Raw genomic sequence first — 14,599 nt, 5'->3', positions numbered from 1 at the left:
TCAGAGCAAAAAAACACGTTCACAAGAGGGCTAAATAAACTCAAAAAGTAATAGTTGTAGGGCGCAAGTACTCAATTCAATAATAATTAAACAAAGACTAAAAATGGGAACTTTACCCAGATAAAAAACAAGGGCTTTAAATGTAAAGCCCTTATCAAAAGTCGTGAGATGTTGTTATTTAAGTCTCTCAACACTATTTTGAAAGTGTCGAAGGTAAATTGATTGGATGGGTTTTGGGGAGTTTCTTTCCAATTTGAGCTTCCTCACCACCGCAAACGGGATGGGCGAAGCCATGCTCGCTCTGATATATAATGTTGTCATCATTGGTTGCAGAGACACCCGCTGGAACATAATCCAGCTTTAGCGCGTCCCGCGTTTTCCAGGCAATGTTGTGGTCGGCGCAAGAAGTATCTCCGCTCACTCCGAGGGCCCCAATAATGTCGCCTTTTTTGTTATAGAGGGCGAGGCCGCCACCAAATACATTCACGCCTCCAATTTTGCCGCCGATCATCGGATCTTGAGAGCTTCCAAAATGGCTATAGGCCCCTCGATAAGCCACTGCCGTATTTACCGGGTTACTGTGTTGTAAGCCAAAGAGGCTGCCTCCGGGTTGAGTCGCGGTCCATAGATTTGCTGTGGATAACGCCAGGTTGTTTAAACTGAAAGCGTTAGCTGTATTCGCTTTTTGGGCGGAAATCACTCGACTGCCTAACCATTGGGCATCAACCTCATCGCCACTATAGGTTACTGCGCAAACCGACCCTGTGCGATCGACTATGGTTGCCCACATATTGAATTCCAGACCGCCATTAACTTCGGCTCCGGTCGTCTTGACCGATTTTTTAAGGGCCTCAGTAAGTTGTTGGTGACCAGGCAAATCTTGGCATTGGTTGGCTTGTACGCTCATAGCCATTAGCCCAGTGAAAAGTAGAGGAATGATTTGTTGATTCATGAAGTTCTCCAGATTTTGGCAATAATGTTGTTGAGGAGAATTATATTGTTTCTAAAAATATATAGAAGATGCTAATCTGAATATCATTGTTACTATATTGGAACAGTTGAAAAGTGCAGAATCGCTACGAAGGACTGGATGTTTTTGTTCAGGTTGCAGAGGTAGGGAGTTTTTCGCAGGCAGCTCGTAGGCTTAGGGTGTCTAAAGCTCATGTCAGTCGCCAGATAAGTCGTCTGGAAGAACGTTTGGGGCAGCAGCTCGTGTTGAGGACAACTCGCAGAGTGTCGTTGACTGAATTAGGACAGATTTTTTACTCCAAGATAAAAGGTGAACTAGAACAATTAGAAGCTGCCGAAAACGCTATTATGAGTGCAGGTAGCAGGCCAAGAGGGTGGTTGCGAATATCTGTAGCCGGTGCCTATGGAGAACGGTATGTGGTTCCTGCCGCGATTGAGTTTATGAAGCGGTACCCTGATGTTGAGGTTGATTTACAGTTTACTGAGCGTAATGTCGATCTTCTGGTTGAAGGCATCGATCTGGCTATTCGCTCGGGCAAGCTAGAAGACTCGTCGCTTATTGCTCGACGTATTACATCAAGAAAACTTAAAATATGCGCCAGTCCTGATTACTTTGAGCGAAAGGGAGTACCTGACACGCCTGAGCAATTAAGTGAATTTGACTGTCTGCAAGGTTCAACACCCTATTGGTATATAAAAGGACAGGGCAGTAACTCAGACCGATTGGCCATCAAAAGTAGATGGAAAAGTAACAACGGTCATGCGCTGTGTCAGGCGGCCATTAATGGAATGGGTATCACTCAGTTGCCCGAGTTTTATGTTGAAAAGGCGCTACGACAAGGCTTGCTTTCAACTTGCTTAGATAACTATCAACCAACGGATAATGGTATTTGGGCGGTCTATCCGAATAACAAACACTTGGCGACTAAAGTTCGCTTGTTTGTTGATTTCCTTGTCGAGAAGAATCGAGTTGAATGAGTTTATGGCTCGATAGCAATGAGCGTTTGAACGCTGCTTTCATCATATTGGAAACGTCCTGCAAAACAGCGACCTTTAACAAGCTGAGGAGTTAAGTCAGTCGTTAGTTTGAGAGTAAAAGTGTGGGTGTTAAAACATAAGTCCTGGAGCTCGGCATCCAAAAAGTCGAAGTAACGTCCGACTTCAATAAATAAGGCTTTAAACAAACTCTCTTTGGCAGAGAATAACAGCGTCAACCCGCGTTCAAAGGGCCACTGGGTAGTATTCAGGTAGTCTTCTTCTGTTGTAGAAATCAAGCTGGATTTAATGTCTTTGGCTGTCGCGCTTTCGATCCATATTTCGTGATCCAGCCCCAGATAGCGAATATGCTGCTTTAAGGCGACAGCCGCGAAAGCTCGCTGATGAGTATGAGTGATGGCGCCGACAACTTCTGTTGGCCACAGTGGGTTTCTAGAGGGGCCTACTGCTATTTGCTCAACCTCGATACACAGTTCTTTGAGGGCTTGCTGGGCGACGTAACGACCTGCCAGGAACTCGGCTTTTCGCTTAGTCACTGCTTTATCCAGGCTATGCGGATAGGCAACCTGCAGCTGTTTAAACAAACCTAAAGAAAACTGGCCGACATCAAAACCCACGCCCTTTAGACAAACTTGCCCAAGATCCAGAAAAGAAGGGAATACGCTGGGGGTTATGAAACCACCGCCATTAGGTGCTAGAGAATTGATAGACGTTCCCTCGAGTTATTGGCAGATCACTTTGCCATGGGATTCTAGAGATTTGGTCTATAAGAATCAATGCTTTAGTTTGGCTGGAGGTGATAGCGCGCCAGAGTTGATGCAACGGTAGGCTCTGTGGGCTTTTGCTGACAAATAATGAGGTGCCTATGCCCAGTTTTTGAGGGCAGCCTCAGCATTAAATCTCTAAAAGCGTTTGTTGAGGCCGGTTTTTGTACTACATTTAATACTATGTGAGTAGTCTTAATATCAGCATTTATCGTTAATAGCCGTCGATATGAGCAGTGACAAGCAAAAAAACATAAAACGAGAAGCTCTTCTTTGGGAGGCGGCTGAACAAACCTCCGAAAATCCTGCAAGTCAAAGTAACAGCCGATTACGTAAAGGAATCGTCTCCATTATCTTATTGTTGACGCTACTTTTCAGTACCGCCTGGGTGGTTGAGCAAAGTGTCGATAGTTTGTATAAACAGCGACAATATGCCTTCCAGGCAGAAACTGAGGTTGTTCAAAATCGTATAAAAGATCGGCTCGACCAACACCTGAACCTGACTCGCTCGATTTTGGGCTTTTTTAAAAGCAGTGAGTTTGTCTCAAAGGACGAGTGGAAAGAGTATCTGCAGGCCCATCAACTCCATGAGCAGTTTCCTTACCTTTCAGCGGTTTACTTTGGCTTGAATGAACGTTCGCCACAGGCTGACGCCTATTTAGCGAATCTGGAAGAAGGTAATCATCAGCTCAACTCTTTTTATACCTGGAAGTATCACGGTGGCGAAAGACAGAAAGTGAGTAATAAAGGCTGGCCGATCCTTTACGTTACGCCGAACGATGACTATCTAAAAGGGCTCGATCTCTCCACATTAAACGATAAGATTCTGACGACGATTACCAGTAATGGCGATCTCATTTTATTGCATCAATTGAAACTGTTCCCCAAAGGGCCGACGACGCTTACTTTTACTGTGCTGGTTCCGGGTGCGAAAAATGATGGGCATCAAAGATATAAAGGGATCATCGGCGTATCTTTTCTACATGAAAACATGTTCAAGGAGTTAATGCGGGGTGCCGATCGAGAAGTTAAATGGGAGCTCTACCGAGGCAGGCAGGCCAATGCCGACAATTTAATCTTTGGCCTTGATGTTTATCATTCTTTTGAATATGAGAAACAGCCAGAGTTCTTCAAAGAAGTCGTTTATTCTTATGGCGGTCAAGAATTTTTGTTGCTCATGCATGCCGATAAAGATTGGCGCATCAGCCATCGTGAAGAGCGCATTCCCTATTATATCGGAGGAGTAGGGCTTGCCATTAGCTTGTTGATCTTTGCTGTGAGCTGGGTATTAGAAAACACCCGTTCAAGGGCGTTTAGCATCGCCGAAAATATGACGGAAGAATTACGTTTAGCGAACTTTAAACTATCAGAAATGGCAACAACCGATGTGCTCACAGGGATCTCCAATCGTCGCTCCTTTATGGAGCGTTTTGAGGTCGAAGTAACACGGGCCAAGAGATACAATCAGTATTTTTCTTTTATCATGTTCGATATTGATTACTTTAAAGAAGTCAACGATAAGTACGGACATCCTATGGGAGATGTTGTGTTGTCGAATATCGGTGACTTGCTGAATTCGGCCACACGTACCAGTGATATCAGTGGTCGAATAGGCGGTGAAGAATTTGCGGTGTTACTGCCTCATACCGACTGTAAAAAAGCAGAGCAGGTGGCCGAAACTCTCAGAAACCGATTAAGTAAAACAGAGCACTTTTATGATAGCGTCAGCATTAACTGCAGTGCGAGTTTTGGCGTGATATGCAGTAGCCAGGTGAGTGTTATCAACACCGACGTTATATTTAAGTTGGCCGATCAGGCTTTGTACCACGCAAAAGAACAAGGACGCAATTGTGTTGTCGTATTTGATGAGGACAAGACAGATTAGTTAATACTTGAGTAACAAACTGAACCGTGAAAATTCGTTCTGATTATGTCATTATGAACGAAAGAAACCCATTAGCTACCTTCTTATGATCTATGCCATCCTTGCCAATGTTGTCGATTACTTAAATTTTGTGCTCGATAGCAAAGAGACAAGAAACAAGTTGGGAAAGAGCACTCAATTCCATTTTAATCCCTCCCCAATAAGCTACGCAGATGTGTGGCAACCGATAGACATCGACTTTGCGAAACTCTCTGGCGGTGCAAAAGGCGGCATGCCTGATATAACCCTACGCAATGGGCGTCTATTTTTAAATCAAACGGCATTTGAAAGTTTATATTCGGTGTTAGAAAAACATGGAGAGCTTTTGCCTGTATTATATCAGGACAAGACCGGTTATCTGTTCAATCCTCTGTCGTTGGCAGAATCGGTGGAAGGTGTTGATCAAAAGCTGAGTACTAGAGACCATTATGGTGAATTACAGTCTTTAGCTTTTCATGAAGAACGGGTGAAAGACTTTGCTGTTTTTCGGACGGCATTTGATAACTACCAAGGTGTCTATTGCAGTTCTGCCTTTAAACAGTTAGTTGAAGAGGCTGGGTTGAAAGGCATTGTTTTTAATTCTGACTTAGGTAATCTCTTTGCATCAGATCCTTCTGCTCAACAACCAACTTTGCATTAAGCCTTTATTTATAGCGAAATAGAGAAGAATGAGACTCTCTGATAAAAGAATGAGATTTTAAAAGTCGCTTTTGTCGATTGTTTCTGATCGTGTTTTCTTCTGTGATGTTGTCGCATCACGATGAATTATTGCGTCTTCGTATATTATTTTCTATCGACATTTTTATCCCCAAAGATTGTTGTTATAGTCAAGCCACAATAAATAAAAAATATGTGGTAGGACCTATGAAACAAAAAAAATCTCAAGAGCCTTTTTCTAAACAAAAAATCTCTCGGCGCGAATTTACTAAAAAATCTATTCAAACCGGTGTTGCTGCCGGAGCATTAACCAGCGGCGTAGCCACGGCTTTTAACGGTAGTTTCGAATTTGTTAATGAGGAGTATGAATTTATTATTGTTGGGTCGGGGGCTGGTGGCGGTCCGTTAGCGGCTAATTTGGCACGAGCCGGTCATCGGGTGTTGGTACTGGAAGCAGGGGACAATGATCCCAATGATGATACTTACAGTATTCCCGCGTTTCATGCTAAAGCGTCAGAAGATCCCAAACTCAGTTGGGACTTTTTTGTAAAACACTATTCTGATGTCAATCGCCAACAGGCTGATTCAAAATACATTCCGAACAAAGGTATTTTTTATCCACGAGCGAGTACTGTTGGTGGTTGTACTACCCATCATGCCATGATCACTGTTTATCCTCACAACAGTGATTTCAATCGCATTGCAGAAATCACAGGGGATGATTCCTGGGATGCATCTAAAATGCGTCGTTACTTTGAACGTCTGGAACGTTGTCAGTATTTGCCGCGTCCCTGGTTTGGTATTAATCCTTCTCGGCACGGATTCGATGGTTGGTTAAAAACCAATAAACCGGATATTCGTCTGTTATTTGAAGACCCTATTGTAAAAAGCATTGTGACATCCGGTTTGGCAGAAGCGGGTCTCGATGAAATTCTTGAAGAAGTTTTTTCGGGTAACTTGTTAGATATTAATCACTGGCGTGTAGCCTCTGGCGAAGAAGGGGCTTTCTTACCCGCAATGGCTACCAGTCGTAGTGGTAAACGTCATGGTGTTCGTGAATATCTATTGAGTACTCAGGCGATGTATCCCGATAAGTTGACGATTCGCACCGGGGCTTTGGTATCGCGAGTATTATTGGACGACGATAATACAGCGGTGGGCGTTGAATATCTGGAAGGCAGCAAACTGTATCGGGCTGATCCGCTGCACAGTGCAGAAACAACGGGAACCAAACGCCAGGTACGAGCCAGTCGTGAAGTTATTTTGGCAGGTGGTGCTTTTAACAGTCCTCAATTGCTTAAGCTATCCGGTATAGGTCCAGCGCAAGAGCTTAGAAATCACAACATTGATGTCAAGGTTGAGCTGGGTGGCGTGGGCGAAAATCTGCAAGATCGTTACGAAGTAGGCATTGTGAGCGAGATGTCTCAAAAACTTCCGCTGGTAGAATCTTGTACCTTTGGTGAAGGTGACGACCCTTGTCTGGATCGCTACAAGAACCGCTGGTGGAATCGTGGACCTTACGCAAGCAATGGCAGCGCGTTGTCACTGGTTCAACGCTCTAAACCCGAAATGGAAGATCCTGATCTGTTTATCTTTGGTTTGCCAGGCCGCTTTACAGGGTATTATCCTGGATATTCTAATGATATTGCTAATGTTAAAGATCAATATACCTGGCTGGTACTTAAAGGACATACCAATAATAGTGCAGGGCAGGTGACACTGAATTCAGCGGACCCACAAGATGTGCCGGATATTAATTTCAAATACTTCGATGAAGGCAACGATGCGTCTGGCGATGACTTGCAGGGCGTGATAAAAGGCGTTGAGGTTTGCCGAAATATTATGAAGCGTTTTCCTGCCAAATATTATGTTAACGAAGAAGTATGGCCGGGCAATGCGTATCAAACAAACGAAGAAGTGGGTGATTTTGTTAAGAATGAGGCTTGGGGGCATCATGCTTCTTGTTCAAATAAGATGGGGGTTGCTGGTGATCCTACCTCAGTGGTTGATCGGAACTTTAAGGTCCATGGCACGAAAAACTTACGAGTGGTCGATGCGTCGGTATTCCCATATATACCCGGATTTTTTATTGTAACCTCGGTGTATATGATCAGTGAGAAGGCGACAGACGTTATTCTGGCTGATGTACGACATAATGCCTAACTCTTTGTGAGTCAGGTCATAGTCCTGTTGGGCTGATTCGTCTATAATTCGCAGCAATAAGGATATTGCTGCTTTAGCTAGCTGTGTTTTGGCTACCTGATTGAAGCTGTGTAATATTCTGTAGTTAGGAAGATATTGTAAAAAAGAAATAATTAAAAAAGACATAGTTAAATAAAAATAAATGTGTAAGGAAAAACACAACAAAATGAATGTTCAACAAAACTTTACGTTTAGTGAAAGGCGTCTCGTTATTGAGGCGTTGATTAATAAAAAAATACTCGCCTCTCAATCTAACCAAGGCAATCTTTATGTGTTCCTGGATGATTTATCAATCGGTGTGATTGACACCCAGACTGGGGACTTTCAACAAGTTTATCGCTTTGACGCTAATCGATTTCCAACGGATGCAGAGTTTCATCTTCATAACAGCGCTGACGATCGCTATGTTGCTTTAACCTGCACCAAGAGAACCACTGAGCATACCAAAGCGATCAGTGCGGGCGCGATCATTTCGGTCACTCAGCAGCAGGAAGTGATGGTCTTATCAAATGGTGATTACCATACCGAAAACACGCCGTTTCCAATATGTTTTATTGAACATGAAGGAAACAACCTGATAGTCCATGCCACTGACTGGAACCGGTTGGATATTACCAATCTGGAAACTGGCGAGTTATTAACGCCAAGAGATCTAAAGGAAGCTCCCGAACTGCTCGATGATGAAGATATCTTAATGACAGAGTGGCCTGGTGAGCTGAAACCGTCACCCAATCAGGACAGAATAGCCACTATCGGTTGGGTATGGCATCCCATCGGCCATGCTTACAGTTTTCATTTAAAGCGTTGGTTAGAAGGGCATACCTGGGAATCTGATGGCTGCTCCCATCAAAGAAGTTACGCAGTATGGGATTATTTCTGGGATGCGCCTTTTTTCTGGATCGATAATGAGCGCCTTTGTATTTGGGGGCATTCAAAGGAAGATAAAGATGGCTTTCCTAAAAGTGGGGCGTCTATCTTCGATGCCAACAAAAATGAAGTGTTATTACTTTCTTTTGAAGGACCAACACTGGATATATTCTTTTATGATACCTATCTTTTCTCCGGCATTCGTCGTGGTGAGCAAGAGCGACTAGGATTGTCTGTCTGGTCGATTGAAGATGGCAGCTTATTGTGTGAAAAGTTAGGACTTTTACCCGATGATTATATTCAAACGTCTCGAGAATTTGTGTCATTTAATGAGAGTGGAGAAATTTTGTTCACACAGTGGTATTGTGCCTAATTGTTAGCGTTTGATTTATAACCTATTAATGGAAGTCTAGGGGCTGTTACAATAAATTGGGTGCGACCCATTGAGGTTTAAAGTCGTCTAGTAAAAAAGCAGTCGTATAATTAATAGGAAATCATCATGAAAAAATGGGGACTCGCGCTACTATTGAGTCTGACGGCCTGTCAGTCGAGCGTTAATATCACAGAATCTTCGAACGCCGCTGAGTCCTCAAGTATCACCAATAAATACTCATGGAACAGTGCGATATCAAAAAATCTAGAATCTCCGGTTATTACTCAAGTTTACCAAGACATCGATGTCAATCGTGCGAATATAGAGTTTACCTTTTCTAAGGATATGCAGCGTAATGCTGCAGAGACCATTCAATACAAGACCGAACCTCGTGTGCCTTGTATCTGGACTTGGAACGATGTGAGGCATCTGAGCTGCCAGATAGATGAAGGGGCTGGATTAACACCTGCGACTCTCTTTAAGATCGATATGCTTGATGGATTGTATGATCAGCAGGGTAAGAAATTAGCACCTTACAGTTATCAGTTTGAAAGCCCGCTGCCACAAATAGAGCATGTTGAAACAGAATGGAAATCTCCCGTTAAACCAGAATTATTGGTTGCTTTTAATGTAGGCGTTGATGAAAGAAGTTTAAAAAATCGCCTTTACCTTCAAGCTCCAAATGGCGATAAAGTTTTGTTAAGCGCTTCGAAACCTCAAAGGCTTGATACAGATTATGAAGGTCGTATTTGGGGTAAAAACAATCAATGGCTTTTAAAACCGACAAAAGCACTCCATTCTGCACGCACCTATACGCTTTTTCAATCTGAAGGGATCGCAACCCCTTATGGCAAACTCAAGTCAAAAAAGCGTCAACTAGAGGATATTCATACCTATGGTGATTTTGAGTATAAAGGCGCAAAATGTCGAAATGACACTGTGTGCGAGCCAAACCGTACCTTAACTTTGAGTTTCTCAGCTCCTGTTGATCAAGATGATATAAAGAAATGCCAAAAGGAACTGGAGCAACAGGCGGTTAGAGTTTTTTTAGACCGTTCATACGATGATAGAAAAATCATTGTAGCGCCTGAGTTCGCCAATGCCACAAAACGGTTGCACTGTTTAGAATCGATTCGCGATGTTTTTGGCAGACAACTTGATAGTGGCAAACCTATTACTGTCACTGCTGGCGACTTCCCAGCTTTCCATTACAGTCCTTTTGCCAGCGAAGCCGTGACAACGGATGACGAGCTAAAATTATTTCATCAGTCTGTTAACCTGAGCAGCATCGATATTGAGTATCTGGAAGTCGATTACAAAGAAGTGGATATCGAGCAAGAATATAAACATCGCAAACTAACTATCAATGATAACAGAAATAAGTTGGTAAAGTCGGATCTTTTGACAACGGAATTAAAGTCGGCGAGGAGTGTCGCTGGCGTGGCTCGTATCGGCTCCAATCCTTGGCAAGATCGTTCTTTCTTTGTTCAAAAGACTGACTACAATGCCATCGTTACTCGTAACGGAAATAATACTCTGGTGTTTATTACCGATATTCGAACTAATCAGCCCGTTGCGAATATGCCGTTTACAGTGACCTTTTCGCGTTACTATGAGGGAGAAAGGTTGCTCTCTAGCGCGCAGGGACGCACCGATAAGCAAGGTGTCACTGAGTTAGCTGGATTTGCTCCAAACTTTTACTCTGGCGATAAATCAACTCTGACTTTTAAGCTGAAAAACGGCGATGAATTTGCGATTCGAGGAGAGCATAACGTCGAGCCTGAACTTCAAGGCGATGACTCTTACAAACAAAAAAGTGATGGTGAAAAAGTATTTTGGGGAGTGACTGACAAACCACTCTACCGACCGGGTGATTCGATTAAATTTACCGGCTTTTTGCGTAAGGTTGATGGTGCGAAAACTCGCATCACCCCACTTGAAAAAGATGCTCTGCTCTATGTTGAGGGTGCCGACATATCTTGTTGGTCATCTCATTGCGATTCCTTTTACGTTAAGCGAAATATTGCTATGGATAATCATGGTCGTATATCTGGGGAATTTAAGATTCCTGATAATGTGGCTGATGGTTATTACATGATCCTGTTAGCTGATAGTCAGTTTAATGATATTGTAGAAAACTATCTGGAATTTCAGGTCGCTAACTTTAAACGACAAAAGCTAAAAGTAACTGCCAAGCCACAGATTGAAGGAACGCTAACTAAGGATGAATTAACGGTTACCACTCGAGCTGAGTATTATTCTGGTGGTCCTTATGCGAATGTGCCTGCATCAGTGGCACTCTCGATGGACAGTGCTTCGTTTGCTGAAAGCTTGGAGAACAATCTGGCGAACTACCAAGACTTTATATTTACTCCTAACTCATCGAAGCAGCAAGAAGAGCTGAGCAGCTATTTCTTTGATGGCGGTACGCTCAATCACTCAGGAGAGTCTGAAGTAGAGATTGAATTGCCATTAAATGCCATCAATTATGGTGAGTTGACGATACAGTCAATCATTACTAATGATGAAGGTATTGAGGTCTTAAGTCGCCTTGAGTCAGTACCATTTTCTCGCAAGCCTTATTATGTGGGTATCAAAGCACTCGACTGGTGGTTGCCTTCTGGCAAGGAACTTAAGTTGGAGTCTAGAGTTGCGGACTTGGCAGGGGAGCTAGTGCCCGATGTCGAAGTGAAATACTACACTCAAAAAAGTAACGGTTTTTGGTCCTATGACGACGATAGTGAAAACACAGAAGAAAGAAAGCGCCTCTCGTGTCGAGCGTCTTCAAAGAATGGCAGTAAGCAAGAAGGGCGCAACACCTGCTTTTTTACTCATAACCCATCCGGCTATTATCAGCTGATCGCAGAGATCGTGTATCCTGACGGCAGTCGTCAATATTCTTTTTCTACTCATTATTTTAGTAGCGGAGAACAAGACACCGAAAGCAACCTTGTTTTAAAAGCAGAAAACGAGTCTCTTAATATTGGAGACAAAGCAAAACTGAGCTTACAGCACCATTTAGACGATAACGCCTCTGCGCTGGTAATGATTCATCGAAACGAAGTGTTTGATTATTGGTGGCAACCACTGCAAAAAGGCCTTAACGACATTTCTTTTACTATTAAAGAGCATTACGCGCCGGGATTTGATGCGACAGTCTTTGTTAATTACGGCGATCTCGATGCATTAAAGCAACTTGAGGCTCCGAATTTTGCACAAGCCATCACACAAAGGTTTAATGTTAAGGTTCCGTCAGTAGCGCCTTTAGTAACTATTAGCCGATTAACTAACACAGTAAAACCTGGAAGTAGTCTGGCTGTTCAACTAACCAATCATCGTGACTCTTCCTCGAGTGTTGTGCTTGCCGTTATTGACGAAAGTATCTTAAATCAGGTCTCAAATAACGAGTATTATGATGTTAAGCAGTCTTATCTGGGAGAGTCGGCACTTTCTTGGAGTCCACCTAATTTTTATGAGTTATCGAAATCACTCTATTCGTCTAAATTTTATGAGATGGCTTATAGTGATACTTTTGATGGAAAGCTCATGATTACAGGCTCTCGAATTCGTCGGCAAGATTTGCGTTTACATGAACCCGTGATGACGAATGATGCCTTTTCTGTAGAGTCCTCTTTGGAAAAAGGTTCATCTCAACGCTTTAAGCAGATTGGTAGCCACCGTATTGATCCTTCAATGATTCGCAGTATTTTTAAAGAGTCTGCTTACTGGAACAGTGAGATTAATCTAGATGGAAAACAAAAGAAAATCGTCGATATTAAATTGCCTGATAATTTAACGCGTTGGAAAGTGATTGCGATTTCTACTGGGCGTGAGGGTGATATTTTTACTGATACAAAAGAGGTGGCGGCAGCGAAAGATATTGAGTTACATGCCGATGTACCGATGCAATTGACCCAAGGCGATCATTTTGTTTTTCAACCAGAAGCAATTACTAAGACCGATGATATTCATTCACTTTCTATTACTTCTGCTGCGGAGCTAATACCTAATAAAGAGTCACCCAGTAAAGAATCGCCAAATAAAGTATTGCTTAAAGAGACTGCCAAAAGTTTTGATAAGGTGACTAAGTTTGAACGTAATAAGCTTGAGATGACTTTGAGTATTGCCGAAGAAGGAAAGTTGGATCTGCTTACTCTTGCCAGTTCTACTATTGATAATGACGCTTTACTGCAATCTGTTCCTATCCAATCAACTGAGCAAACTCGTCGAATGTCTCGATTTACCTTATTGCCCGAAGAGAAGGTCGTTGAGTTCACCATGCCTGAAAACTATTCAACCTCTCGGGCAAGTATCCGCTTTGACCTCTCTCAAAGTCTTGTATCGAGCCTCGATGGCACATTCGACTATATGCGACGCTATCCACATCAATGCTGGGAGCAAAAGCTGAGTCGAGCACTGGTTGCCAGCATTAATCTTCGCTCGGAGGAAGATGTCGATAAAGCTTTGTTAAACACTCATATCGAAGATGCCATTCAGTCTTTTGGCCAATTTCAGGCTTCTAATGGAGGCATGGCGTTTTTTGGTAATTCTGAAGCATTTGTGAATGACTATTTGAGTGCCTATACCTACAAGAACATTGCTTACATGAGTAAGTATGGGTATGAATTTTCTGAGTCGAGTATCCGCAAGTTGAGTCGTTATCTGATTGGCCAGCTTAAAGACAAGGATAAAAATATGACTCTGGAACTGGCTGTCATTATGGTTAATGCGCTTAGCGTTAACTCCGATAATCAAGCGATCGTAGATGCTTATTTGCCATCACTGGTTGATGCCCATCAACAGCTTGATGTTTACAGTAACAGCTTGCTTTTAGAAGCTGTTACTCGAAACGCTAAATACCAACAATACGAAAGTATCATCAAAAATATGCTACTTAATAAAACAAGAAAGACTGATAAAAAGCGTACCTTTATCGATGATAAAAAATTACCTTGGTACTTTTTTAGTTACGATGCTAAGAAGTATTGCTCTGCCATCTCTGCACTTGTTTCAAGTAAAGCCGATAAGAAAACCATTTTTCAGTTGATTAACGGTGCACTTGATTATAAAAGAAATAGCCAAGGAGACTTCGGCAATACGATTAGCAATGCCTATTGCAGTGTTGCTATCAGTGATTACGCTGCTGAGTATGAAAGCAACACGTCGGCACTCGAGTATTCGTTATCGTTACAGCAGCATGATGTCTCGCTTGACGAAGCTAATAAAAATGATGAAGTTGCGGTATCTCTCAAGGCACCTCTCACTGTTGCTGTAAAAAGTGAAGCAAGCGCCACTGCTTATTTGGCGTCAACACTGGAATACAAGGTGAATGCCATGGAAGTGCCGACCACATCCAACGGGTTTCATCTTACTCGTAGTTATTTTAAGCGGGTAGATGGCAAGTGGCAGGTGATTGATCGCCATATCATCGAGCAGGGGGATTATGTGAAAGTGAGACTGTCTATTCACAATCCATTGTTCCGTCGTTATGTCGCTTTGACTGACACACTGCCAGGCGCTTTCTTTGCATTGGATGAAGAGCTTGCCACCAGCGCACCAGCAGAATTGTTTAAGCAACTGCAACAAGATTACTACTTTAGAGAAAAGCAGTTAGGCACCCGACATGCGCGATTCTATGCCGATTATTTGCCTGCGGGTAATCACACCGTAGAGTATCTAGTGAGAGTGACTCATAAAGGGAAGTTCTCTGCATTACCTGCGCTCATCGAGGAGATGTATGACGATGATGTGTTTGCGAGTTCAAGTGCGCAGATGGTGCTTGTGCATTAAAAAAGAAAAATGAAAGGAAAGGTGAGTTAAAAAGTTTCGAAGCGATGGCAATGTCCA

General features: G+C 42.8%; 8 protein-coding genes. 6 read left to right on the top strand and 2 right to left on the bottom strand.

The features are described from left to right. Positions 1-193: 193 nt before the first annotated feature. Positions 194-952, bottom strand: coding sequence for a heme-binding protein (locus NH399_RS03240; RefSeq protein WP_253036989.1), 759 nt, complete (start codon positions 950-952; stop codon positions 194-196). Between the two features lie 113 nt (positions 953-1,065). On the opposite strand from NH399_RS03240, the gene NH399_RS03235 reads away from it, so the two are divergent. Beyond that, positions 1,066-1,947: a LysR substrate-binding domain-containing protein gene (locus tag NH399_RS03235; protein ID WP_253036988.1), complete on the top strand. Its 882-nt coding sequence runs from the start codon at positions 1,066-1,068 to the stop codon at positions 1,945-1,947. Positions 1,948-1,949: 2 nt separating this feature from the next. Here the strand turns inward: NH399_RS03235 and NH399_RS03230 are convergent, their stop codons facing one another. Then, entirely contained in the window at positions 1,950-2,501 is a 552-nt protein-coding gene (locus NH399_RS03230; RefSeq protein ID WP_253036987.1) for a 4'-phosphopantetheinyl transferase superfamily protein, read from the bottom strand. Positions 2,502-2,958: 457 nt separating this feature from the next. Between NH399_RS03230 and NH399_RS03225 the strand changes: the two genes are divergently transcribed. The 5 genes from NH399_RS03225 to NH399_RS03205 all read left to right on the top strand — a co-directional run bounded on the left by NH399_RS03225 (position 2,959) and on the right by NH399_RS03205 (position 14,542). Beyond that, positions 2,959-4,614, top strand: coding sequence for a sensor domain-containing diguanylate cyclase (locus NH399_RS03225; RefSeq protein ID WP_253036986.1), 1,656 nt, complete (start codon positions 2,959-2,961; stop codon positions 4,612-4,614). An 85-nt stretch (positions 4,615-4,699) separates the two neighbouring features. Continuing rightward, positions 4,700-5,293, top strand: coding sequence for an imm11 family protein (locus NH399_RS03220; RefSeq protein ID WP_253036985.1), 594 nt, complete (start codon positions 4,700-4,702; stop codon positions 5,291-5,293). Positions 5,294-5,517: 224 nt separating this feature from the next. After that, positions 5,518-7,473, top strand: a complete 1,956-nt coding sequence (locus tag NH399_RS03215) for a GMC family oxidoreductase (protein ID WP_253036984.1) — start codon at positions 5,518-5,520, stop codon at positions 7,471-7,473. Positions 7,474-7,678: 205 nt separating this feature from the next. Next, positions 7,679-8,752: a hypothetical protein gene (locus NH399_RS03210; protein WP_253036983.1), complete on the top strand. Its 1,074-nt coding sequence runs from the start codon at positions 7,679-7,681 to the stop codon at positions 8,750-8,752. Between the two features lie 126 nt (positions 8,753-8,878). Continuing rightward, on the top strand, positions 8,879-14,542 hold the full coding sequence (locus tag NH399_RS03205) for an alpha-2-macroglobulin (protein ID WP_253036982.1): 5,664 nt from the start codon (positions 8,879-8,881) through the stop codon (positions 14,540-14,542). The last annotated feature ends 57 nt before the right edge of the window (positions 14,543-14,599 follow it).

Origin of the sequence: Pleionea sp. CnH1-48, from assembly GCF_024124665.1 — a bacterium.
Classification (GTDB): Bacteria; Pseudomonadota; Gammaproteobacteria; order Enterobacterales; family Kangiellaceae; genus JAMXSB01.
Note: the sequence above shows the minus strand (reverse complement) of the source record. Positions and strands in the feature narration are given on the sequence as shown.